23 protein-coding genes and 1 tRNA gene are annotated in these 22,303 nt (G+C 58.7%); 13 read left to right on the top strand and 11 right to left on the bottom strand.

The window, feature by feature from the left end; all coding sequences use genetic code 11:
• The first annotated feature begins 13 nt into the window (after positions 1 to 13).
• The 5 genes from biuH to atzF are packed head-to-tail and all read left to right on the top strand — an operon-like array spanning position 14 to position 5,146.
• The gene (gene biuH / locus PMI09_RS11930) at positions 14 to 715 is read left to right on the top strand and encodes a biuret amidohydrolase (RefSeq protein WP_007793516.1); all 702 of its coding nucleotides are present in this window, start codon (positions 14 to 16) and stop codon (positions 713 to 715) included.
• Positions 716 to 755: 40 nt separating this feature from the next.
• On the top strand, positions 756 to 2,306 hold the full coding sequence (locus PMI09_RS11925; RefSeq protein ID WP_007793512.1) for an ABC transporter ATP-binding protein: 1,551 nt from the start codon (positions 756 to 758) through the stop codon (positions 2,304 to 2,306).
• Positions 2,306 to 2,974, top strand: a complete 669-nt coding sequence (locus PMI09_RS11920) for a cysteine hydrolase family protein (protein WP_007793509.1) — start codon at positions 2,306 to 2,308, stop codon at positions 2,972 to 2,974. Before PMI09_RS11925 ends, PMI09_RS11920 begins: the two co-directional genes overlap by 1 nt.
• Positions 2,967 to 3,320 carry a cupin domain-containing protein gene (locus PMI09_RS11915; protein WP_007793508.1) on the top strand — a complete coding sequence of 118 codons (354 nt, stop codon included), beginning with the start codon at positions 2,967 to 2,969 and terminating at the stop codon, positions 3,318 to 3,320. The genes PMI09_RS11920 and PMI09_RS11915 overlap by 8 nt, the downstream gene beginning before the upstream one ends.
• Positions 3,317 to 5,146, top strand: a complete 1,830-nt coding sequence (gene atzF / locus PMI09_RS11910; RefSeq protein ID WP_007793507.1) for an allophanate hydrolase — start codon at positions 3,317 to 3,319, stop codon at positions 5,144 to 5,146. Before PMI09_RS11915 ends, atzF begins: the two co-directional genes overlap by 4 nt.
• 33 nt (positions 5,147 to 5,179) lie before the next feature.
• Here atzF and PMI09_RS11905 read toward each other — a convergent pair whose 3' ends face one another.
• The 3 genes from PMI09_RS11905 to metG are packed head-to-tail and all read right to left on the bottom strand — an operon-like array spanning position 5,180 to position 8,355.
• Positions 5,180 to 6,010: an MBL fold metallo-hydrolase gene (locus PMI09_RS11905; RefSeq protein ID WP_007793506.1), complete on the bottom strand. Its 831-nt coding sequence runs from the start codon at positions 6,008 to 6,010 to the stop codon at positions 5,180 to 5,182.
• A gap of 4 nt (positions 6,011 to 6,014) precedes the next feature.
• The gene (locus PMI09_RS11900) at positions 6,015 to 6,797 is read right to left on the bottom strand and encodes a TatD family hydrolase (RefSeq protein WP_007793504.1); all 783 of its coding nucleotides are present in this window, start codon (positions 6,795 to 6,797) and stop codon (positions 6,015 to 6,017) included.
• 7 nt (positions 6,798 to 6,804) lie between these two features.
• Complete coding sequence (metG, locus tag PMI09_RS11895) at positions 6,805 to 8,355, bottom strand: methionine--tRNA ligase (protein ID WP_037082901.1); 1,551 nt, start codon at positions 8,353 to 8,355, stop codon at positions 6,805 to 6,807.
• 238 nt (positions 8,356 to 8,593) lie between these two features.
• Here metG and PMI09_RS11890 point away from each other — a divergent pair, with 238 nt between their 5' ends.
• A complete protein-coding gene (locus PMI09_RS11890) occupies positions 8,594 to 9,394 on the top strand; it encodes a sulfite exporter TauE/SafE family protein (RefSeq protein ID WP_007793497.1) in 801 nt (266 codons plus the stop codon).
• On the opposite strand, the gene PMI09_RS11885 is transcribed toward PMI09_RS11890, so the two are convergent.
• The 4 genes from PMI09_RS11885 to PMI09_RS11870 form a co-directional block, all read right to left on the bottom strand.
• On the bottom strand, positions 9,395 to 10,420 hold the full coding sequence (locus PMI09_RS11885; protein ID WP_007793494.1) for a DNA polymerase III subunit delta': 1,026 nt from the start codon (positions 10,418 to 10,420) through the stop codon (positions 9,395 to 9,397). It lies immediately after the preceding gene.
• Positions 10,413 to 11,096 carry a dTMP kinase gene (gene tmk / locus PMI09_RS11880; protein WP_007793489.1) on the bottom strand — a complete coding sequence of 228 codons (684 nt, stop codon included), beginning with the start codon at positions 11,094 to 11,096 and terminating at the stop codon, positions 10,413 to 10,415. Before tmk ends, PMI09_RS11885 begins: the two co-directional genes overlap by 8 nt.
• A 116-nt stretch (positions 11,097 to 11,212) precedes the next feature.
• Positions 11,213 to 12,409, bottom strand: a complete 1,197-nt coding sequence (locus PMI09_RS11875; protein WP_037082898.1) for a D-alanyl-D-alanine carboxypeptidase family protein — start codon at positions 12,407 to 12,409, stop codon at positions 11,213 to 11,215.
• 69 nt (positions 12,410 to 12,478) lie between these two features.
• Entirely contained in the window at positions 12,479 to 13,582 is a 1,104-nt protein-coding gene (locus PMI09_RS11870; RefSeq protein WP_007793483.1) for a septal ring lytic transglycosylase RlpA family protein, read from the bottom strand.
• A 770-nt stretch (positions 13,583 to 14,352) separates the two neighbouring features.
• On the opposite strand from PMI09_RS11870, the gene PMI09_RS11860 reads away from it, so the two are divergent.
• Positions 14,353 to 14,571, top strand: a complete 219-nt coding sequence (locus tag PMI09_RS11860; protein ID WP_007793480.1) for a hypothetical protein — start codon at positions 14,353 to 14,355, stop codon at positions 14,569 to 14,571.
• 105 nt (positions 14,572 to 14,676) lie between these two features.
• Here PMI09_RS11860 and PMI09_RS11855 read toward each other — a convergent pair whose 3' ends face one another.
• Entirely contained in the window at positions 14,677 to 15,663 is a 987-nt protein-coding gene (locus PMI09_RS11855) for a hypothetical protein (protein WP_244423759.1), read from the bottom strand.
• A gap of 156 nt (positions 15,664 to 15,819) precedes the next feature.
• Here PMI09_RS11855 and PMI09_RS11850 point away from each other — a divergent pair, with 156 nt between their 5' ends.
• A complete protein-coding gene (locus tag PMI09_RS11850; protein ID WP_007793474.1) occupies positions 15,820 to 16,542 on the top strand; it encodes an SOS response-associated peptidase in 723 nt (240 codons plus the stop codon).
• A gap of 197 nt (positions 16,543 to 16,739) precedes the next feature.
• On the opposite strand, the gene PMI09_RS11845 is transcribed toward PMI09_RS11850, so the two are convergent.
• Positions 16,740 to 17,381, bottom strand: a complete 642-nt coding sequence (locus PMI09_RS11845) for a hypothetical protein (protein ID WP_007793473.1) — start codon at positions 17,379 to 17,381, stop codon at positions 16,740 to 16,742.
• Positions 17,382 to 17,401: 20 nt separating this feature from the next.
• Between PMI09_RS11845 and PMI09_RS31340 the strand changes: the two genes are divergently transcribed.
• A complete protein-coding gene (locus PMI09_RS31340) occupies positions 17,402 to 17,575 on the top strand; it encodes a hypothetical protein (protein ID WP_007793469.1) in 174 nt (57 codons plus the stop codon).
• A 76-nt stretch (positions 17,576 to 17,651) separates the two neighbouring features.
• Positions 17,652 to 17,741 (top strand) — tRNA-Ser (locus tag PMI09_RS11835).
• Positions 17,742 to 18,672: 931 nt separating this feature from the next.
• Here PMI09_RS11835 and PMI09_RS30330 read toward each other — a convergent pair.
• Both PMI09_RS30330 and PMI09_RS32185 read right to left on the bottom strand, forming a co-directional pair.
• A complete protein-coding gene (locus PMI09_RS30330; protein ID WP_081499069.1) occupies positions 18,673 to 18,984 on the bottom strand; it encodes a hypothetical protein in 312 nt (103 codons plus the stop codon).
• A 656-nt stretch (positions 18,985 to 19,640) separates the two neighbouring features.
• Positions 19,641 to 19,826: a hypothetical protein gene (locus tag PMI09_RS32185; protein WP_081499064.1), complete on the bottom strand. Its 186-nt coding sequence runs from the start codon at positions 19,824 to 19,826 to the stop codon at positions 19,641 to 19,643.
• Positions 19,827 to 20,494: 668 nt separating this feature from the next.
• On the opposite strand from PMI09_RS32185, the gene PMI09_RS11830 reads away from it, so the two are divergent.
• The 3 genes from PMI09_RS11830 to PMI09_RS11820 are packed head-to-tail and all read left to right on the top strand — an operon-like array spanning position 20,495 to position 22,096.
• Positions 20,495 to 20,785: a hypothetical protein gene (locus PMI09_RS11830; RefSeq protein WP_007793464.1), complete on the top strand. Its 291-nt coding sequence runs from the start codon at positions 20,495 to 20,497 to the stop codon at positions 20,783 to 20,785.
• Between the two features lie 48 nt (positions 20,786 to 20,833).
• A complete protein-coding gene (locus tag PMI09_RS11825) occupies positions 20,834 to 21,241 on the top strand; it encodes a hypothetical protein (protein ID WP_007793461.1) in 408 nt (135 codons plus the stop codon).
• Complete coding sequence (locus PMI09_RS11820; protein WP_037082849.1) at positions 21,242 to 22,096, top strand: hypothetical protein; 855 nt, start codon at positions 21,242 to 21,244, stop codon at positions 22,094 to 22,096.
• Positions 22,097 to 22,303: the final 207 nt, after the last annotated feature.

The raw sequence follows: 22,303 nt of genomic DNA, 5'->3' as shown, positions 1-22,303 counted from the left end.
ATAGGAGAAAACGATGGACGCGATGGTCGAAACCAAAGGACACTACATCAATGCCGATCCCTATCCCTGGCCCTACAACGGTGCACTGAGGCCCGACAACACGGCACTCATCATCATCGACATGCAAACCGATTTCTGCGGCAAGGGCGGCTATGTCGATCACATGGGCTATGACCTGTCGCTAGTGCGGGCGCCTATCGAGCCGATCAAGAACGTGCTCGCCGCCTTGCGCGCCAAGGGCTACCACATCATTCATACCCGCGAAGGGCATCGCCCCGATCTCGCGGATCTGCCCGCGAACAAGCGCTGGCGCTCACAGCGCATCAACGCCGGCATCGGCGACGCCGGCCCTTGCGGCCGCATCCTCATTCGTGGAGAACCAGGGTGGGACATTATCGACGAGCTGAAGCCGACCGAGGGCGAGACAATCATCGACAAGCCCGGCAAGGGCTCCTTCTGCGCTACGGATTTGGAACTGATCCTCAACCAGAAGCGGATCGAGAACATCATCCTGACCGGCATCACGACCGATGTCTGCGTTCACACGACGATGCGCGAGGCGAACGATCGCGGCTTCGAGTGCCTGCTGCTCGAGGACTGCTGCGGCGCCACCGACTACGGCAATCACCTCGCCGCCATTAAGATGGTGAAGATGCAGGGCGGTGTCTTCGGATCGGTGTCCAATTCGACAACCCTGATCGAGGCGCTTCCTTGATGCCGTCCTTGCGTGCCCTTCGTCGAAAAGGAGATCTGAAGTGAGCATTGTACGCGACACGCCTCTTCCCCAGTCCGGCAAGGCCGTCGGTATTCAGACACTCGACATTGCCATGCGGTTCGGCAGCTTCACCGCACTTGACCGTGTTTCAATCGACATTCCGGCCGGCACCTTCCACGCCCTCCTCGGCGAGAACGGTGCAGGCAAGTCGACTCTCGTCAAATGCATCATGGGCTTCTACCATCAGACTTCGGGTTCGCTCTCAGTCGATGGCCGCGAAGTGGTAATCGCCTCCCCCAGGGATGCGGCGACTTATGGGCTCGGCATGGTCTATCAGCACTTCACGCTGGTGCCGTCGCTGACAGGTGCGGAAAACCTCGTCATCAGCCGCGCCGCCGTGCCCGCCGTGATCAATTGGGCCAAGGAGCGCAAGGATCTCGCAGCCTTCATGGAGCGCATGCCGTTCAAGATCCCGCTCGATCGTCCGGTCAAGGAGCTCGCCGCCGGTGAAAAGCAAAAACTCGAAATCGTCAAACAGCTCTATCTCGGCCGCAGCTTTCTCGTGCTCGATGAGCCAACATCCGTACTGACGCCCGCCGAGGCAGACGAGATGCTCGGGCTCATGCGCGGCATGACCGAACGCGGCGAACTGACCGTGCTGATGATTTCGCACAAGTTCCATGAGGTCACCAAGTTCGCCGACGCCGTCTCTATCCTCCGACGCGGAAAGCTGGTCGGCGGCGGCAAGGTGGGCGAGATGTCGACCGCAGAGATGGCCTCCACGATGATCGGCGACGTCAAGCTCGCCGAACTCGACACGCGCGTGCCGGTATCGAAAATGGCGAAGCCTGTTCTCAAGGTGGAAAAGGTCAAGGCTCCTGATCGCTCCGGCCTGAAGACCATCGAGATCGAGAACTTGACGGTTCGCTCCGGCGAAATCGTCGGCATCGCTGGCATATCGGGCAACGGGCAGAAGGAACTGACCGAGATTCTTGCCGGCCAACGACCGACCGAGGCAGGTAGCGTGCTGGTAAACGGTAACGCCTACGGAGCGACCCGGCTGGAAACGCGCAGGAACAGTGTGCGCTTCATTCCGGAGGAACCCCTGCAGAATGCCTGCGCACCACGCATGACGGTAAGCGAGAATCTCGCCTTCCGTACATTCGATCTGAAGCAGGACGGTAAGGACGCAATCTGGCTCAACAAGGCCAAAATGAAGAAGCGGGCGACTGACCTGATCGCCGACTTCAAGGTCAAGACCGCCTCGTCTGCATCACCGATCGCTGCGCTGTCCGGCGGCAATGTGCAACGTGCCGTGCTTGCGCGTGAACTGACGGGCGAGGTCGATCTTCTGATCGTATCCAATCCCTGCTTTGGCCTTGACTTCTCGGCGGTGGCGGAAATCCGCGCGCGCATCATGAGGGCGCGCAACTCCGGTGCGGCGGTGCTGCTGCTGTCTGAAGATCTGGACGAATTGCTGGAGATGTCTGACCGGATCATGGTCATCTCGGGAGGCAAGTTCGTCTACGAAACCCCGGCGCTGGCGGCTGATATCTCGGTCATTGGTGCGCATATGGCAGGACATCACTGATGGCTGACATCAAGGCGCAACCTTTTGCCTTTCCGACGAAGTCCGACCAACTGGCACTGATCGTCATCGACATGCAGCGCGACTTCGCCGAGCCCGGCGGCTTCGGCGCGAGCCTCGGCAACGATGTCAGCCGCATCACCAATATCGTTCCCGATGTCAAACGGCTGATTCAAGGATTTCGTGATGCCGGCCTGCCTGTCATTCACACCATGGAATGCCACAAGCCGGATCTTTCCGATCTCTCGCCTGCCAAGCGCAACCGCGGCAAGCCAACCCTCAGGATCGGCGATGATGGACCAATGGGTCGGATCTTGATTGCCGGCGAGGCTGGTACGGCGATCCTGCCTGAGCTTGCCCCTATCGACGGCGAGATCGTGATCGAAAAACCGGGCAAGGGTGCCTTCTACGCCACCGAACTCGGGGACGTCTTAAAAGCGAGGGGCATCAGCCAGCTCGTCTTTGCCGGCGTCACCACCGAGGTCTGCGTTCAGACGACCATGCGCGAAGCCAATGATCGCGGATACGAGTGCCTCCTCGCCGAAGAAGCGACCGAGAGCTATTTTCCCGAATTCAAGGAAGCCGCCATCGCCATGATCCGCGCCCAGGGCGCGATCGTCGGCTGGACTGCACATGTGGACGACATATTGGAGGTAGTCGGCCATGCCTGAGACGACACGTGAACTCCTTACCCTAGGCGGTTGGAAAAACTTGACTTTCTCTCCATTTCTTGAAGACGTCACTATCCATTGGATCCGCCCTTTCGAAAACGATCAACCGGGCGTCGCCCTTTTGAAATACGAGGCTGGCGCGTCTGTGCCACGGCATCGCCATGAGGGGCTCGAGACCATCCTGGTCCTGGAAGGCACCCAATCCGATGAGGCCGGCGACTATGGGCGCGGCAGTTACATCGTCAATGCGGCCGGGACAGAACACTCCGTGTGGAGTGACACCGGCTGCGTCGTGCTGATCCAATGGGATCGGCCCGTGAAGATTCTGGACGAGGAAATAGCATGACCGGCGCACCGGCTTTCGATATCGCATCGCTGCACGCATTCTACGCTGGGGGCGGAACTGCCCACACGATCATCGACAGGGTGTTCGCACGGCTGGCCGAGGTCAACGATCCGGGCATCTTTCTTCACCTCGCAGATCGTGAGGCCCTGCTTGCCGAGGCGGATGCGCTGGGTGCGTTTGACGCCGAGGCCAAGCCGCTTTGGGGTATCCCCCTCGCCGTCAAGGACAACATCGATGTTGCCGGCATGCCGACGACTGCCGCCTGCCCGGACTATTCTTATCTACCGACAGTTGATGCAACCGTCGTTCGCTTGTTGAAGGAAGCCGGTGCGCTCGTCATCGGCAAGACCAATCTCGATCAGTTCGCGACGGGACTGGTGGGTGTCCGATCGCCCTATCCGATCCCTCGCAACGCTATCGACGCCAACCTCGTTCCAGGCGGCTCCAGCTCCGGCTCTGCTGTCGCCACCGCGCAGGGCATCGTCAGCTTCGCACTGGGAACGGATACCGCCGGCTCCGGCCGCGTCCCGGCGGGGCTCAACAACATCGTCGGACTCAAGCCGAGTGTCGGCGCCCTTTCGACAATGGGTGTCATACCTGCCTGCCGCACGCTCGACTGCGTGTCCATCTTTGCCCTGACCGTCGATGATGCCTGGCGTGTCTTTGGCACCGTCGCCCGTTACGATGTGGCGGATGCTTATTCGAAGGACATCCCTGCCGCCGGCTATGGCTTGCTTCCGCCGGTCCTGACCATCGGAACTCCCGCAAAGGCCGACCGCCAATTCTTTGGCGACGCCGCCATGGAAGCTTCGTACGAAAACGCGCTCGAGCTGCTGGCAACGCTCGGCCATCGCCTCGTCGAGGTGCCGTTCGAGGATTTCTACAAGGTCGCCAATCTTCTCTACGAAGGTGCCTGGGTGGCTGAACGCTATGTTGCCGTGAAGGCCTTCTTCGATGCCAACGAAACGAGCTTCCATCCGGTCACGCGCAAGATCTATGGCGCCGCTAGAACACTCAGCGCTGCCGATGCCTTCAACGGTCTCTACGCCCTTCAGGCTTTGAAGAAGACCGTGCAACCGATCATCGACTCTGTCGATCTTCTCTGCGTTCCGACAGCGCCAAGCCACTACACGCTGGCCGACTTCGCCGCCGAGCCGATCCGCGAGAACTCACGGCTTGGGACCTACACCAATTTCGTCAATCTACTCGATATGTGCGGGATCGCCGTGCCGACGGGCAAACGTACCGACGGCCTGCCGGCAAGCGTAACGCTGCTGGCGCTGTCGGGCCGGGATAGTTTGACGGCGGCTCTTGCACGAGAGATCCACCAGGCCGCCGGTGTGAGCCTGGGCGCCACAGGCTGGCCCCTGCCCGCCGCGCCGCCGAAACCGACGACAAATGCCCAGAGCGAGATGATCGATCTTGTTGTCGTCGGTGCGCATCTATCCGGCATGCAGCTGAATGTCCAACTGCGTGACCTCGACGCTGTGTTTTCGCGGGCGGCGCAGACATCGGATGCCTACCGGCTCTATGCGCTTGCCGGCCAGGTGCCCGCAAAGCCCGGGATGATCCGTGTCGAGCCCGGCAAAGGTGGCCGCATCGATGTGGAAGTCTGGCGATTGACGCCTGCTGCCTTTGGGCAATTCGTGGCTGCGATACCCTCGCCTCTCGGAATCGGTTCGATCACTTTGTCTGACGGAGCCGTGGTGAAAGGCTTTCTTGTGGAGCCAGCAGCGATCACCGCGGCGACCGATATCACCGACTATGGCGGTTGGCGCAACTATGTGGCTGCGCAGGCCGAGCAGAGGGCGCGAAGCGCGGGCTGATCTGCGCGCAAACCTCAGGCGCCTGATGGCTCGTCAGGCGGTTTCCAGCTCCGCCAACTCGATATCGAAGCTCATTTGATCATAGGCCGGTACGACATGGTCCGGCGTCTCGGCCATAACAGTATCGTAGTCCAGCGGGGTATGCATATGGGTCAGGATAGCCCGCTTCGGCTTCAGACGGTCGATCCAATCCAGAGATTGTTCCAGCGACAGGTGGCTGGGATGATACCGGTATTGCAGCGCGTCGATGATCAGGACATCGAGATCCTGAAGTTTTGTTACAGTTTCCGGAGGGAAGTCACTGATATCGCTGCAATAAGCGACACCACCAATGCGGAATCCGAGGGACGTTATATCACCATGCTGCTGTGTATGTGGGTGGAATGAAATCGTGCCTCCGGCGCCGGCAATCCGCAGTGGCACATCAATGCTTTCAATGACCTTGGTTTCGACGATCGGCGGATAGTTGCTGCCGGGCGGCGTCTCCATGCAATAGCCGAATCCTTGGCGAATGCGATCCATCGTCTCCTTGGTGGCATGGATAGGGACGCGTTGTTGCGATCCATAGAAATAGCCGCGCAGGTCGTCGAGACCATGAATGTGGTCTGCATGCGGATGCGTATAGAGAACCGCGTCAATGTGCGTGACGCGAGCCGCGATCATCTGCTCGCGAAAGTCCGGTCCGGTGTCGACAACGACCGTCGTAGCGCCACCGTTGTCATCAAATTGCTGCACCATGAAGGCAGCACGCGTACGCCGGTTCCTCGGATTGGTCGGATCGCATGCGCCCCAATCGCCGGTGATGCGTGGAACGCCGGGCGACGACGAACAGCCGAGAATGGTGAAACGCCGTCTGTAGCCCACGCTGTCAGATCCTCGGCATCTTTGAGAAAATGCGAAATGCGTTTTCCGTCGTGATCCGTGCCATCTCGGCATAGCTGAGGCCGAGCGTCTCGGCCAGAACCTCGGCTGTGTTCACGACATAGGACGGCTCATTGCGCTTGCCCCGCCATCGCTTCGGCGCGAGGTAGGGCGCATCCGTCTCGACAAGCAGGCGATCGTGCGGGACCGTCTTGGCGATGTCGCGAAGCTCCTCCGACTTCGGGAAGGTCAGGATGCCGGAAAAGGAGACGTAGCCGCCGAGTTCAACGCCGACGCTTGCGAGTTCGGCGCCCGACGAGAAGCAATGAAGGATGAAGGGGAACGCCCCCCTGCCCGTTTCCTCGGTCAGGATCGCCGCCATGTCTTCGTCGGCGCTACGGCTATGGATCACGAGCGGCAGCTGTGTCTCACGCGACGCATCGATATGGCGCCGCAATCCGGTCTGCTGGTCTTCCGGCTTCTGCGTGTCGTAGAAGTAGTCGAGACCGGCCTCGCCGATCGCGACGATCTTCTCGTGGGCATTGGCCAGCCGCACGAGATCGTCCGTCTGGATGTCGAGCTCATCGCCGGCATTGTTCGGATGGGTGCCGACGGAACAGAAGACGGATGGATATTTCTCGGTGATCGCGAGCAGCCCGTCGAGCTTGCGCACGCGCGTCGAGATCGTCACCATCTGCTTGACGCCCGCGTCGTGCGCGCGCTTGACGATCTCGTCGCGCTCCTCCTCGAAGTCGGCAAAATCCAGATGGCAATGCGTATCGATCAGCATGACATCCTCACGCTTCCGGCGCGACGTAGCGCGGGAAGACCGGCTTCGGCGCTTCGAGCGGCGTGCCGGAAACCAGACGACCGGCCTCGCCCAGCGCTGCGAAGTCGCGCTTTTCAGCGGGAGCAGCCACGAGATCGAGCAGCTTGCCGGCCGATTCCGGCATAAAGGGCTGCAGCAGGATGGCGATCTGGCGCACGACCTCGGCCGTGACATAAAGCACAGTGCCCATGCGCGCCGGATCGGTCTTCTTCAGCGCCCACGGTTCTTGGCCTGCGAAATAGCGATCGGTCTCGGAAACGACCGCTATGATCGCGGCCACCGCACGATGAATGAGTTGCTTGCCCATGTCGTCACGCGTCGACGCGAGCAGCGCGTCGGCCTGCGCCAGCATGGCTTTGTCCTCGTCCGTCAGCGAACCACATTCCGGAATCTTGCCGTCGCAGTTCTTGACAATCATCGACAACGAACGGCTGGCAAGGTTGCCGATCCCGTTGGCTAGGTCGGAATTGATGCGAGTGCCGATCGCCTCTTCGCTGTAGCTGCCGTCCTGGCCGAAGGAAACCTCGCGCAGGAAGAAGTAGCGCACCTGATCAAGGCCGAAATGGTTCACGAGATTGACCGGATCGACGACGTTGCCGAGCGATTTCGACATCTTCTCGCCTTTGTTGAGCAAGAAGCCATGCGCGAAGACGCGCTTCGGCAGCGGCAGCTTCGCGGACATCAGGAATGCCGGCCAATAGACCGCATGGAAACGAATGATGTCCTTGCCGATGATGTGCACATCCGCCGGCCAGTACTTGGCTCGAGGGCCACTCCGATCTTCGATATAGCCGGTCGCGGTAATGTAGTTCGTCAGCGCGTCGACCCAGACATACATCACATGGGCAGGATCGTTCGGTACCTTGATGCCCCAGTCGAACGTCGTGCGCGAGACCGAGAGATCCTTGAGCCCTGACTTGACGAACGAGATCACCTCGTTACGACGCTCGGCCGGCCCGATGAAATCCGGATTGGCTTCGTAGTGCGCCAGCAGCTTGTCCTGGTATTCAGAGAGCTTGAAGAAGTAGCTCGCCTCTTCCACCCATTCGACAGGCGTGCCTTGCGGACCGTAGCGCACGCCATCGGCGCGCAGCTCGGTCTCGTTTTCCTGATAGTAGGCCTCGTCGCGCACCGAGTACCAGCCGGCATAGGAATCCTTGTAGATGTCGCCATTGTCGGCCATCAGATTCCAGATGTTCTGGGATGTCTGGTGGTGACGCTCCTGCGTCGTGCGAATGAAATCGTTATTCGATGCGTTGAGAAGTTTCGCCATCGACTCGAATTCGCCGGAGTTGCGATCGGCAAGCTCCTGCGCCGAGATGCCTTCGGCGCGCGCCGTCTGCTGCATCTTCTGGCCATGCTCGTCGGTGCCGGTCAGAAAAAAGACATCCTTGCCGTCGAGGCGCTGGTAGCGCGCCATGGCATCCGTCGCGATCAGCTCGTAGGCATGGCCGATATGCGGCTTGCCGTTCGGGTAGGAAATCGCGGTGGTAATGTAGAAGGGTGTCTTGTCTGTCATGGCGGCCATTCTTGTCCGGCTTACTCTATAAAATTTGTCAGCCGCTCTTAGCGCATGTCATGGCGAAGCGAAACACCAAGTTTTGAAAGCATCGGCGATTTGGCGATCGCGGGCGTGCTGCACTTGACTCGATTTTAGGCGCATTCTACCCAAAGAAAACTCAAAGGCGGGGCATCAGCGACGTGACATCTCCAGCACTCGGCAGCATCATTTCACGCGCAGGCTCGAGGTCGGCTGTTTGACCGTCCTTTCCAGTTTCGATCCCCTCTATTCCCTCTCGGGGCTTCTCGTCGGCGCTCTTGTCGGCATTACAGGCGTCGGCGGCGGATCACTGATGACGCCCTTGCTGGTGCTTGTCTTCGGCATTCATCCAGCCACAGCCGTCGGAACTGATCTGCTCTACGCCGCTGTTACCAAGACGGCCGGAACGGCAGTGCACGGCATGCACGGCAGAGTGAACTGGCGCGTTGTCGGCTGTCTTGCCGCCGGTAGCGTTCCGGCCGCCCTGCTGATGCTCTGGCTCATGGCAGGTGTCGACCGCAAGAGCGTCGACGTCGCCCACACGATCACGACAGCCCTTGGCTGGCTGCTTGTCCTGACCGCATTCATGCTGGTCTTTCGCAAGCAGGCGCTAGCACTTGCGCTTCGCTCCATTGGAGAGCGCTCTCCGCCCAAGCCGATCACGATCGCCATCTGGACGACCGTGCTTGGCCTGGTGCTCGGGATCCTCGTGACCCTGACGTCGGTGGGCGCAGGAGCGCTCGGCGTGACCGTGCTGCTAGTGCTTTACCCGCGCCTTGATGTTCGCGAGATCGTCGGCTCCGACATCGTCCACGCCGTTCCGCTGACGCTGATCGGTGGTATGGGCTACTGGATGATCGGCGAGATCGACTGGGGAATGCTCTTTGCACTTCTGGTGGGCTCTATCCCCGGGATCATCGCCGGCAGCCTGATCGCACCGAAGCTCCATGAACGGACAATCCGCATCGTGCTGGCGCTAACGCTTGCCGTCGTCGCGTGGAAGCTGCTCGCGACCTGATCAAGGACCAGGTTGTTTGATGTCTCCGAGGATGCTGAGGATCGTTTGCTTGCGATCCAGATTGTAGGCATCCGAAACCGTCAGCCGCTCGCCGATGTCGGAATGTAGGCGGGCCAGCCGCTCGGCGACCGCAACCTGCCCTGCAATCGCTGCGGCCCGTGCCTTGCGCATCAGATCTTCGCCGACATGGCTGGTGAAGAATTCAAAGATCGTGTCACTGTCCTTGCCGGAAAGCGCATCCGCTAGCCGGTGCATCGCGCGCCGGGCTGATGGTCCCTGCGCTTGCAGAACCTCGTTGTAGGCGGCGATGATCTCGCCGCCGCCATAGTTCACCAGCTTCAGCGCCTCTCCGACGCTGCCGTTCGCGGCCGCAAGAAGGTCGCGATCGGCAGCCTCGATACCGAGATGTGCGAGCGCCGCGCCGAGGGTGCTGTCTTCAAGCGGCGCAAGCTTCAGCGGCAGGCAGCGCGAGCGAATTGTTGGCAGCAGTTTCCCCGGCGCATGCGAGATCAGCAGGAACAACGCACGCTTCGGCGGCTCCTCGAGAATTTTCAGGATCGCATTCGCGGCATTGCGGTTCATGTCATCGGCAGGATCGATGATGACGATGCGCCAATTGCCGGTGCCCGACGTCTGTGAGAAGAAGCGCCCTGCCCGTCTGACCTCATCGACCGTGATGGCAGATTTGACCTTGCCTGTTTTCTCATCAACGGGCCGTGCCAGGTGAAGCAGGTTATGCGACGCGCCAGAGGCAATCTGGCGACTGACAGACGAGGCCGGATCGGGATCGCTCAGCAGCTCCGGCGCACTGGCAGGATCAGGATGAGTCAACACATGATTTGCAAACCGGAACGCCAGCGTTGCCTTGCCGATGCCCGGTGGCCCCTCGATTAGAATCGCATGGTGGCCTTTGCCCGACTGGTATGACTGCGCGAGGAATGCCTCGGCGTCTTCGTGACCAAATAGCTTCATGTTCTCGGCTGGCCAAATGGCGCCGTCGAGCAATCCCGGCCGTTCATCACTCATGCGCTGCCTCCGCTACCTTCGCCGCAGCCGGATGCGACAGACGCTGCCAGACGATCTCGACAATCTCCGCAGCGATGGCCTCTTCGGTCTGCATCGCATCAATGACGTGGCAACGGCCCGGCTCCCGACCAGCTATGTCTAGAAAGGCTTCCCGGCGCTTCTCGTGGGTTTCCAGCTCTTCCTTCTCGAAGCGATCGGGGCTCACATCGCCGGCCGCACCTCGCCTCCGGGCACGCTCCAGACCAGCCCACGCCGGCAGATCGAGGATCAGCGTGCAATCCGGGACGATGCCGTTGACGGCCACGCGCTGCAGCGCCTCGATGAATTCCGATTCCAGATTTCCGGTCACGCCCTGATAGACGCGGGATGAATCCATGAAACGATCGCAAAGGACCACCTTTCCGCTCATTAGAGCCGGTCGGATGACTTCCTCAACGTGATCATTGCGCGCTGCGGCAAAAAGGATTGCCTCCATTCGTGTTCCGAAGGCTTCGGCAGCACCCGACAGAAGCACATGACGCACGGCTTCCGCGCCTGGCGAGCCACCCGGCTCTCGTGTCAACAGCACGTCGTAGCCGCGACCACGAAGAGCCTCGGCGAGGCGACGGATCTGCGTCGACTTTCCCGCGCCCTCCCCGCCTTCAAACGTTACGAACAATCCAGTACCGGATGGCAATGACTACTTCCTGCATTACGGCGCTCGCCCGCACCACTGCCGTACATCTAGCGGAAGGCAGCGAAAAGTGAAACCGCCCCGACGACAACTCTCACCCTGAACGGCGAATATGGCGATCACATGGGTTCGGGCTTGTCCCACAGCCAGGAGAACAACAACGTTTCGCCGAGCTCCATCAGAGCATCGACGGCGCGGCTGCTCAAAGAGCCGACCGCCACGGTCTCCCTCGTATAGAGCGGCACCTCACGCAACAGCCGGCCAGCCGCAAAGATGCGCAGCGTCCCTATTTCATGACCGGCCGCCACCGGAGCCATCAACGGCCAACGATAGACAATGCGCGCCGACAGCCGCTCAGGATTGCTGATCGGTATGTAGACACTCACAGGCGTCTTTGCGACGAGGTCGACGCTGCGCGAGGTTCCACCATATACGCTGGCCTGGCCGATCACTTCGGCATCGGCAAAAATCTGGCGGCTTTCGAACGCAGTCAACCCCCATTCGAGCACTCTTTTGGCCTCTTCAGTGCGCTCCTTATCGGAGGCGATCCCGCCCAGTGCCATGAACAGCCGCCTGCCGTCGCGCTCTGCCGAAGCAACGATCGAATACCCTTCTCCCTCGGCAAACCCGATGGCGAGACCGTCAACGCCCATGCTGAGACCGAGCAGCGGGTTGCGGTTACGCTGGAAGATCCTGTTCCATTCGAAATCGGGCTGAGAAAAATACGAGTAGAGGTTCGGGTAGGACTTTTGCAGTTCTGCGGCCAGCGTCACCATGTCTAACGCGGTCGTCTTGCTCTTGCCGTCCGGAAGCCCGGTCGAGTTCCCGAAGATAGACCGTTCCATTCCGAGCGTTCTGGCACGCCGCGTCATGGCCTCCGCAAAGGCCGGCTCGCCACCGCTCATCCCTTCTGCAAGAATGATGCAGCTGTCATTGGCGCCCTGAATGGCAACGCCCTTGATGAGATCCTCGACGCGGACACTCGATTTGAGTGCGGCAAACATCGTTGCCGTGCGCGATGGCGCGCCGCCGGTTCGCCAGGCATATTCCGAAACGGAATATTGCGTATCGAGGGTGATCTGGTTCTTTGCGAGCGCATCGAAGACGAGGTCCACCGTCATCAGCTTCGCAAGTGAGGCCGGCGAGAAGGTCTGATTCTCGTTCTTGGCAAGAAGCACCGTGCCGGTCGATCCCTCGATCATGTAGGCTTGCGCCGCCTTGGTCACAAAGGAAGCGTTGGTGTCACTGCTTGCGGCAACGGCGCCCGTTGCAAAAGGCAGAAGACAGAGACAGAGGCGAACGAGACGCTTCAACACCGAAAACCCCACAGCTCGGGCGACCTTGAAGATGCTAGCGGCGGACCGAGAACGACGCAATGGCCGCCTTTACTCGGCGCGCGCTGCTCCCGCCTTCTGCCGTTTGAAGGATGCCAGGATGGCGTCCTGCGTGAGCCCATCGTTGCGAACCATCACCGCATCGAAAGCGAGCTCGTCCGTGACGGTCTTTACGCCCTCTTCCTGATACCCCATTGCCAGAGAACCCTGCGGCCCTCCAAAGGGACGCTCATAAGGGAAAGGACCAAATTCCGGCAGAACGACCATCTGCCCGGCCGTAGGCTCTGCCAGCGGTGCGCTGCCACCAACGGACGGTGACGGCATTGGCGTCGGAACGGGCGCGGCATTGTAGCTGGCGCTGGGGGTCGAGCCGGCATAGGACGTCGCCGAGACCGGCACCGGGACGTTCTCCGGCTCAGGCGTGAAGCCGCCAAAGCTCTGGAGCTGGTCAGCGGTTATGCGCTTGCTGTTGGAGGCCACCATGACGCCGCTTGCGATCAGGCCGCCACCCGGGTTAATGCCCGGCATGCGACTGCCCTTCGGCACATAGGAGGCCATCAGATAGGGCATGTCGTGACCATCCATGCGGGCACGGCCGACATACTGAACGCGGACTTTTCCGGTGCCGCTATGCTGCAGATCAAGCATATCCGCCGTCTTGTTGGACAAGTCGATGATGCGCCCTTCGTGATAGGGACCGCGATCGTTAACACGCACGATGATGGACGAACCGTTTTCCGTATTCGTCACACGTGCATAGCTCGGCAGAGGAAACGTCGGATGCGCCGCGGAAAGATGCATCTGGTCGTAGACTTCGCCGTTTGCCGTCAAGCGACCATGAAAGGCTGAGCCGTACCAGGATGCGATGCCGACCTTGTTGTACGAGAAATCTTCCTTCGGGTAGTACCACTTACCCTTCACCACGTATGCGTCCCCAACCATATAGCGACCGCCGCCCTTCGGGATATTGTTGCCGGACGCAACCCGTGGACTGGCCTTGACGCCGTACTCCTTCTCCGAGAAATATTCCTTGCCGTGGGAGCGCTTCGTCGGCGTCGGCGCGGTGCCACAAGCCGTAACCGTTGCGCAGATGAGCGACAGCCCAACCCATCGCATTCCCGTTGCGAATGACGCCGCCCCGTAGTCTCGTTTCATATGCCCCACGCCGCTCAAGACCGTTATGGTTAAGAAATCTGCCCCGATCTGGGCCAGACACCCCTAATCCCACCAACCTAACGAGACTTTAATCATGTGGCTTTCGTGGCAAATTTGCGAAGCATTTCGCCAAGATAGCGACAATTCTAATTAATATGGTTAACAGATAGCTAATTTAAGGCTCTAGGCAACGCGCTCGGCGCCCAGCCCAGCAGGCGGTTCGGCAAGAGAGCTTCCTTGCCGTCGTAGTCCGCTATTCCTGTGCTTCAGCGCTTCATTGAACGGCCGGAACGTACGAGCCTCCACAACGTCCTCTTCCTGGCGCGTGCTGAAATCGGGCAACTTTGCGAACTCACGCGTTCCCCGCCGATATCCTCCAATGGTTTGGAGAAGTGGATCTGAGGTCGTCGACGGCGAAACCCCTACCGACGTCGTCATTCGAGATGCAAACCCGCCTGCCATGGCATACTCGTTGATCGTGTTCATGAAGCCGATCTTGTGGCCTTTGGTGGCGCCATTTGCTTCCATATCGATGGTGACGCATCCCAGAAGGCTTGCATTGCCCGCGGTGTGGTATCCATCGTATCGGGGCTACCCTGGAAACTGCTATTCCAACTACGACATGGCTGCTGATGGCAGTCGCTGCGGCAACCGAAGCGCGATGTCCCGTCCAGGAGGGTATTGAAGTAGGCGCCGAGCCGCAGTGATTGACTCCAGCAACTTATATGACAGGCTGGTGCAATTCGGACGCCGACTAGGAGCCTGTTGCCATGACGAACGAACGATTTAGCGAATGTCTGCTCCATATCCGATGGACCCCGATCAATATCGCGTCGGCGCTGCAGTGCGAGCTGTCATGGATCGAAGCGCTAGAAGCCGGGAACGAGGAAGTTCCGGCCGAACTTGCTGCGTGGTTGGAGACGCTGGCGAAGGCACACGAAGCTTTGCCAGCGCCAGAGGCTTACCGGGGCAAGAGTTCAAAGCATTAAGCGAAGTTTAGTAGAGGGAAACGAGGGGCTATGTTTTTCTCAAAAGCAGCAAGAGCCACAGCTGGTGGCGACTTTGTCGCGGTGAGCATCCTTCGCAAACCTGCCTTACGGCCTCAGGCATTTGCAAATGACAGTCGAGCCGCGTACTGAACATGAAGGGTCTTTCACAGGTCTCCACTGCGATAGTTCTCTAGAGAAGGTGGATTTCACGAAGTCCTGAATTTCATCCTGAATAGGACTGACGTCGCGTGGGATGCTGAAGCAACTCCCCGTTTGACCAGATGTGAAGCCCAGATAGTCAAACGTGGTCCAGCCTCCTGCCTTTTGAAGAAGGGTGTCTCCCTTAAACCCCGGCGAATGGACGGCGGTTTCAATCTTCCTCAACCTGGCAGGATCCTCGTTGCAAAACCAAATTGGATTGTCCTCCTGCCAACCCTCCACCGTGCAATTGGCCCCAGCGTATACGCTCGTAATGGTATTTCCCCACGCATCGGCCTCATTCACATCAAGTATTTTAAGAAGATACGGCCAAGTGGCCTCCAAGCCAGTATCGAAAACTCGCACCATCTTGAGCGTCCCGTTGCGAAACTCTCCCTTCAGGTCAATTCCATCGGCGGCCAACTCGTCAACGATGGAGAGGAAGTCTGGGTAGGGAAGCCCGTTAACTGAAAGGAGGCTTATGTTCTCTTTCACCCCACGGATATGTTCGAACTTTTTACTCCTTAGCGCCTTTATGATCCGAACCGTAGATTCAGCACCGCGTCTTTTCACTCCCCCGACGGCGACAGCATAAGCACTCGAGGAACGACCGGCGAAATAGTCCCATCCCTCTTGGTCCGCGCCGTTCTCCATCAGCAGGTCAATCAGACGATCATCAGCCTGCGCCAGCAGAGCTTCCTTCACAAAGCTCCGCTTGAATCGCCCATCGGCAAATCCATTTCCGTCGACATTCCCGCGGCGTAAAATAGTGCGAGCGCTAAGAAAATCGTTCTCCCCTATGGCCGCTATCAAGGCGCGACCATCATCGGTAACGGGATCTGCGATTGCCGCCTTTGGCAATCCACAATTAAGGAAGAACGACACTAGTGTCATTGCGATGAAATGCGGCCATCGTCGCGTGATACGTCGAGGAGCGACAATCATGTGCTTACCTTGAACCCGCCTCTATGAGGCGTACTTTCCGCCGTCGCCCGCTCGGCTATAGATTGCTTCTGGGGAAACTGCCACGGGATTGATCGGGGTTCTGGAATGTGCGGACGAATCTACATCAAGGCTACGCTCGAGGAAATGCTACAGAACTTCGCGTTCTCGGCACGGGGCGATGTGGAAGCCCTAAGCAACCAGTTCCCGCGATATAACGGCGCCCCTTCCCTTTACTACCCCATCATCATCCGGGACATGGTGCGGGAACCCGACATCATGGGGCCAGTCTTTGTATCTGCCCGTTGGGGCCTACAGCCATCCTGGATGAAGCCCGGAGGGCGTCCACCGCCAATCAATGCTCGTCGCGAAGGCATCGCGACCAACGGCCTGTTCAAGTCCGCGTACCGATCGCGCCGCTGCTTGGTGCCGATCAATGGCTACTTCGAATGGAAGGACATTTATGGGACTGGCAAGAACAAGCAGCCGTATGCGATTGCCATGGCTGATGACAGCGCGTTCGCGCTCGCGGGCATCTGGGATACGTGGCGAGATCCTGCCACCGGCGCCGACATTCGCAATTTCGCGGTGGTGACGTGTCCACCGAACGAGATGATGGCAGACATCCACGACCGCATGCCGGTTGTCCTGCATCGCGACAACTACGAGCGCTGGCTATCGCTAGAGCTCGACCCGGACGACCTGATGAAACCCTACCCGGCCGAACAAATGAAGATGTGGCCCATTGACCGAAAAGTCGGATCGCCGAAAAACGATACGGCGGACGTTATCGAGAGGATCGATCCTGATCCCGAACCGACGATGATGTGAAAACGGCCTTCCACGTCACACTCCAAAGGCTCGAAGGGGCCTTTTGTATCGGTCGTCCTATACCTCCGTATGATTCCGCCAGAACGGCTGTGAGTTACCATTCACCCATAGTCCGCGCCTTTGGTTGGTGCAGATCGTTTTCATTGGAGAATGCCATGTCCACGTTCAGAAAAGCCGCAGCGATGGGATTGATCGCGTCAGCCCTGGCGGTCGCGTCGATCGTCGCCACCACTCCTGCCATGGCCCACGGCCACGGCGGAGGTCATGGAGGAGGTGGTCACGGCGGCGCCTTTGGTAGCGACAACTTCAGAAACGACTACGGGAATTTCGCCGAGCACAACGATGGTTTTGCTGAAAGTGCAAATCATACCTTTGGCGGATTTCGCCACCGAGGATTTCGCCGTTTCCACGACAATGGGTGGGATGATTGCTATCCGGGTTGGAGGCACGAGCGCCACGTCGATACCTTCCAGAGGGCATGCGACTGATCGGCCACTATGAAGCGATATCTCGCACGCACAAATGCTTGGTGGGGCTTTTTTATGCTCATGGTTGAGATCGGTATCGGACCTCTTACTGAAGCTCTGATCCTGCTCAATCTCGACGACAATTCCGCGCCGATCGCTATAGGCGTAGTCGGCGGGGTTGGCCTTAAACAGACGTCGGGCGATCGGATTCCAGGCGTTGAATAGAAGGCGCTGACTTGCCGCACGCGCAATGCCTGACGTCCAGGCAGGGTCCGTAGTGCGGATCAGAACAAGTTCGCGATCGATCGGGAAGATACCCACGAGTGGACCAGACTGCTGGCAAAGACCGACCTGCCCCGCATCCGCTTCCATGACGTCCGCACTCACACGCGATGCAATTGCTTGCTGCCGGCGTGCATCCGAAGATCGCAAGCGAGCGCCTCGGTCACTCGACGATCGGCATCACCCTCGACCTCTATTCGCATGTTATGGCGGGGATGCAGGCAAATGCTGCTGAGCAAGTTGACGCGGCCATCAAAGCTGTTAAAAAGCCAGCCGTCGAGTGATTGGGTAACAAATCGGTAGCAAAGCCGGTTTTCAGGCAAAAGGCGAAGAGCTAAAAGCTAATCTAATCAATCGGATGGAAGAGTGTCCGAGTGGTTTAAGGAACCGGTCTTGAAAACCGGCGTGCGGGAAACCGTACCGTGGGTTCGAATCCCACCTCTTCCGCCAAAAATCATTGATTTCATTGCATTTTATTGAGTTATCTGGTTGGAAATATCGGATTTTCATAACGCATTTTTAGGCTCGACTGGAACTTTCCGTTACGCCGTCTGTTTTTACTATGCAGCGCTTCCAACACGCTGTGGGACCATGCATCGCCCAAGTGCAAGTCCGCAATCGGCCCGGCGCCAGCCCCCAGCTCGCCGGGCTTTGCTCGTCTCGTCGCGGAACCTTTCAACGGCACAAAAGTTCACTTAACAGCGGCACCTCTCCTGTAGTGTCGTACGGCTTGCAGCTTTCATGCTGCCAGGCCGTGGTGCCGGAGCCCGGCCAGACCAACGCCGGGCTCTTTTTCTCCAAAGACGAAAAAAGTCCGCCTCAGAGAGACGGACTAATTTCAATGACTATTCGATGTTGCCTGTCGCCACCCATTACTTCTGCGACGGGGATAGACTGCATCATGGAAGTTAAGGAGTTACTAATTTACGCGAGGTCCTGCGGGTGTTAGCTGCAGCCACCGGACACGGATCAGGCCAAGAGCAGCCCGCCGGCATTCGCGCCGACGCCACCTAAAACGCCAGCCTAACGACACCTCTGGCCGAGTAAGCTATTGGTCTAGGATTTCGACACCTACGTATAATTTCGCACGGCGCGCGCTGCTGATAGGTTAGCTTATCGCCTCAACACCCTCCCACTGAGGCGATCTATCGGCTTCGGTGTCCTCCCTCCCATCGCGGTCGGCGGATATCGAATCCGCGTTGACCGCCTCGATTTTAGCCGGGGCGGTCTTTTTTGGGTTCCGATGCCCGCCCGTGACAACATAAGAAATAGCCGCCACCCGATCGAGAGCAACGGCCGCGTTGAGGGGTGAAGCGCTCTGGAGCGTTTGCTAGAGTCGCAATTGTTGCGACTCTTTTCCCTAACCTGCGAGCGCTACCGGCTAGAAGTCAAAATACAAGGTGGCTCCCGACCGCCGCTGATAGGGGTAATAGTCGCGATAACCGTACCGTGGATAGCCGTAGTACCGAGGACGGTAGCACGAGCCGTAATACCGGCAGTCGCGGTAAGCGTACCGCCGGTTCTTCCAGTGGCCATTCGCATACCCATTGCCATGGCCGCGGTGTTTGACCTGCTCGACGTCGGCGGTGTGTATGTGTATTGCGTTCGGCACGACGATCGGCGTGGCGTTTAGCGGCAGGGCGAACGACGCAGCCAAGACTACGGCTGCGAGTGCGGGAAAAAGCTTCTTCATCATCGGCGCATCCTTTCAGGCTGTTCTGGATTAATAAGCATTAACCTCCGATGAACGGCTGCGCGCCGTGGACACCCAAAAAGACACCGGCCGGCGCGCTGCTTGTGTAGGCGCAGGTGGTGACCGCGCCGGCCATAGGTGAATGTGAATAAAAGAGGCACGCCATCATGGCGGCCGGCGCGAACGGCGCGCCTAGAAAGAGTGACGAGCGACAGCGTCTAAGCCGGCGACCCCAAAATAGATGTCTGCAGCAGTGGACTTCCCATTGGAAGTCGAAAGAGATGCCTTCGCCTCCTTAAGAGTTTCTGCGAGTTCGAAGTACTCAAGGAGATTTACGCGTTTCATCGCGACCTTCCGCAAATAGTGTTTCACTAGAGAATACGTGCTTTGATTGTATAGGACACCAGCGATCTTGGATTAAGCGCGTTAATCACAGCTGACCGCAGCTGCCCCTCGATGCGAGAGCAGCGCCGATGAACACCGCCTTTGCCCTTTGCCACAGGATCATGTAGACGCTGCGACCGGGCGCGACTGCCATTAACTTTAGAATGGGGTCGGGTGGCAGATTGACGTCACGCCGCTGTCACGAGATCACGTGACCGCCCCTTGTTTAGCCCCAGCTTGACCGCCCTCACCGCAGAATAGTCCTAACTTGGTCAGTAGGCACACGAGAGCGCGTTAGTCGGTCTGAAGCCATCCGCACAAGCCGGGTTCACGGAAGTCCTTGGCTGATATCGAAAATCAGGCGGATTTGGATTTCGCGGCGCCGTCGTACACGCTGAAGTAATCGCGGCGAGACCGATCAGCATTCCGGCTGCTACAAATGCCTGAAATCTGCTCATGTGGTTCTCCCCATTTACTTTGCGTCCTAGACGCGAAAATGCCGCGCTATCAAGCAGATGCGAGGGCAATCACGAACACTTGACCGCCCCCGCTCGACTCACCTAGCCTTTGACCGCGGCGACCAATCCGCATGCGTTCCGCCACCACCGGACAGTCACAGCTTTCGGCGATCCTGCCGGCAGCACTTGCTATGTCATTTGTGGTGACCTCTTGTACGATCCCAAAATTCAAAAATCAGCCCAGTACTATGCGCGGTTCACGAGCCCGCTAGACCCTGACAAGGGGTGGCAGTCCGAAGACATCCAACTGGCCTTCAGGGCTGGCATGAAAGAGCAGCCGATCCGTCGGCTCTTACCCATGAAGGAAGTTGCGGCACTAATGGCGGTCTCGACCGCCACAATCCGCGACTTAGTGCGGCATGGTGAATTGGCTCACGTCAAAGTCGACCGCGGAACTGAACGTAGCCGCCTCGTATTCGCGCCGGAAGAGATCGAAAACTTCATTAAGCGGCATACGAAGCGGGATTTCCCTATCTCAAGCCCCACGTTGCGATACGGGACGCGCAAGCGGCAAATCAGCTTGCGATTGAGCGAGCGTCCGCTGACAGCGGTGGCTTCCTGGCTCGCTATGAGGAGCGTCGCGCAGCAGCCAAAGAGAAGAAAACCAAATGAGCGACCAACTCCTCGGCAATCTACGAACGCCCGATCAGATCGCAGAGCGCATCACGGCATCAACCGGCATCAACCTAACGGGCCGCACAGTTTGGGAGAAAGCAAGGCGCCTCGGCATTGCGAAGAAGATCGGCCGCTCAATGCTCATCTCGATCGACGACATCCCGCTTCTTCTGAAGCAGGAGACGAAAGAGGATAGGCGTGAGCGTGTGTATCACGCAGCTGCCACCATCAGCACCGAAAAGGCCCTCGCCCTTCTCATTCGTAAAGCGAGGAAGAAGAAATGACGCCCCTCTCGTTCGACCACCCCCTCTTCGGCCGCAGAGAACGGTAGAATGAAAAGAATATACACGAGGGAAGAACTTCGCGAATTGGTGTGGGCAACGCCGATGCAGAAGCTGGCCGCGGAGTTCGGCCTCTCTGACAAGGGGTTGGCCAAGACTTGCGCCAGACACCTCGTGCCCGTCCCACCCCGCGGGTACTGGGCCAGGATCGAAGCTGGTCAAAGTGTCAACAAGACACCTCTGAGGGAAGTCGAGAACAAAGATCTGCACACGGTCCACATCGGGGCGACCAAGGAGCGCCTTCTGAGCGACACGGTATTGACCGCCGTGACTGCTTCGAGGTCCGAAGCGAAAGCAGGAAGGGCTGAACGACGGAAGACTGCTGCAGACGGCGCCACCGTGACACTCGAAGAGCCCGGCGACCGGCCTCAGAGGTCTATTGCCTCCATTGTGAGGTAGTTGCGCAAGGCAAAAGCTGATGCGGATGGATTAGTCACCGCACTCGGCGTTACCGTTCACGAGCGGAGCCGCGATCGAACAATACTTATCCTCCACAACCTGGCCAGGTCCTGCGAAGCACGGAGAGAAGGTCTCTCGATCAACGAAAGGGGAAGGCTGGTTTTCAAATCTGGTGGTGGGTCAGAGACGATAGCACTTTCTGAAGAAAGGCGGCGAGAGAAGCACATTCCAACAGCAGTGGAGAAAGCTGAACACGAAAGGATCGTTGCAAAACGGCGGAAGGAACGGGCAAGAGAGATTTGGTCCTTTGGACGCACCGAGCCATGGCCAGAGTTTGATGTCATATACACTGGCAAACTCACGCTTGCTTGTAGCGGCTCGGCCGACGGGCTTCGGAAGTCCTGGAGTGACGGCAAGACACAAGCCGTGGAAAATATGCTTGATGCCTTCATTGATGGGATCAAGCTGATCATATCTGCCGAGGTAGAGCGCGACCGGCTTTACGCGGAGAAGCAGCGTCGCCGGCAGGTTATGCGGCACAGACGCCAGCTTGCTGAGCAAAGGGTAAAGCGCGAGGAGAAGCGGCTCGCTTATCTGGATTGGATCGCAAAGACCCGTCGCGAAGTCGACGATCTTAGAGCCACTATCGACGCTGTTCCTCGTGAGGTAGATCTTCCGCCAGACTACCAGCGAATGATCGCATGGGCGGAGTGTCGCTTAGCAAACCTGGAAGCGCAGACTACTGTTGAACAGATACAGGATACCCTGGTGGAGCGCGGACTGTATGCCGATCCGGATCCTCTTTATGATCCAGAAGGTGACCCGCCACCCGAGGTGAATTACTGGGATTACTGACGTTCCATAAGCAGCGCTTGACGCTTCGCCAAGATGAGCTACACTCAACCCATCGTGTTTCTGACGGCTGACCACGGATGTACTGGCAGTTGTTGTTGAGACAGATTAAAAAGGTCGGCGCCGAGGGAGGTGTCGGCCTTTTTCTTTGCCTTTGGTCACTCCAATTGGTTGCGGTAGTGGAAAAGCACGCGCAACTTTGAATTATTC

The sequence above is a fragment of the Rhizobium sp. CF122 genome (assembly GCF_000282035.1).
Taxonomy (GTDB): domain Bacteria; phylum Pseudomonadota; class Alphaproteobacteria; order Rhizobiales; family Rhizobiaceae; genus Rhizobium.
Note: the sequence above shows the minus strand (reverse complement) of the source record. Positions and strands in the feature narration are given on the sequence as shown.

Bases quoted from the DNA above. Each gene is read 5' to 3' on its own strand.
- PMI09_RS11885 (WP_007793494.1), bottom strand. From the start codon at position 10,420: ATGAGTGATGAACGGCCGGGATTGCTCGACGGCGCCATTTGGCCAGCC.
- PMI09_RS11845 (WP_007793473.1), bottom strand. From the start codon at position 17,381: ATGGAAGCGGATGCGGGGCAGGTCGGTCTTTGCCAGCAGTCTGGTCCA.
- atzF (WP_007793507.1), top strand. From the start codon at position 3,317: ATGACCGGCGCACCGGCTTTCGATATCGCATCGCTGCACGCATTCTAC.
- PMI09_RS11920 (WP_007793509.1), top strand. From the start codon at position 2,306: ATGGCTGACATCAAGGCGCAACCTTTTGCCTTTCCGACGAAGTCCGAC.
- PMI09_RS30330 (WP_081499069.1), bottom strand. From the start codon at position 18,984: ATGAAGAAGCTTTTTCCCGCACTCGCAGCCGTAGTCTTGGCTGCGTCG.
- PMI09_RS11825 (WP_007793461.1), top strand. From the start codon at position 20,834: ATGAAAAGAATATACACGAGGGAAGAACTTCGCGAATTGGTGTGGGCA.
- PMI09_RS11915 (WP_007793508.1), top strand. From the start codon at position 2,967: ATGCCTGAGACGACACGTGAACTCCTTACCCTAGGCGGTTGGAAAAAC.
- PMI09_RS11860 (WP_007793480.1), top strand. From the start codon at position 14,353: ATGACGAACGAACGATTTAGCGAATGTCTGCTCCATATCCGATGGACC.
- PMI09_RS11830 (WP_007793464.1), top strand. From the start codon at position 20,495: ATGAGCGACCAACTCCTCGGCAATCTACGAACGCCCGATCAGATCGCA.
- PMI09_RS32185 (WP_081499064.1), bottom strand. From the start codon at position 19,826: ATGAGCAGATTTCAGGCATTTGTAGCAGCCGGAATGCTGATCGGTCTC.
- PMI09_RS11870 (WP_007793483.1), bottom strand. From the start codon at position 13,582: ATGAAACGAGACTACGGGGCGGCGTCATTCGCAACGGGAATGCGATGG.
- metG (WP_037082901.1), bottom strand. From the start codon at position 8,355: ATGACAGACAAGACACCCTTCTACATTACCACCGCGATTTCCTACCCG.
- PMI09_RS31340 (WP_007793469.1), top strand. From the start codon at position 17,402: ATGCAATTGCTTGCTGCCGGCGTGCATCCGAAGATCGCAAGCGAGCGC.
- PMI09_RS11850 (WP_007793474.1), top strand. From the start codon at position 15,820: ATGTGCGGACGAATCTACATCAAGGCTACGCTCGAGGAAATGCTACAG.
- PMI09_RS11900 (WP_007793504.1), bottom strand. From the start codon at position 6,797: ATGCTGATCGATACGCATTGCCATCTGGATTTTGCCGACTTCGAGGAG.
- biuH (WP_007793516.1), top strand. From the start codon at position 14: ATGGACGCGATGGTCGAAACCAAAGGACACTACATCAATGCCGATCCC.
- PMI09_RS11855 (WP_244423759.1), bottom strand. From the start codon at position 15,663: ATGACACTAGTGTCGTTCTTCCTTAATTGTGGATTGCCAAAGGCGGCA.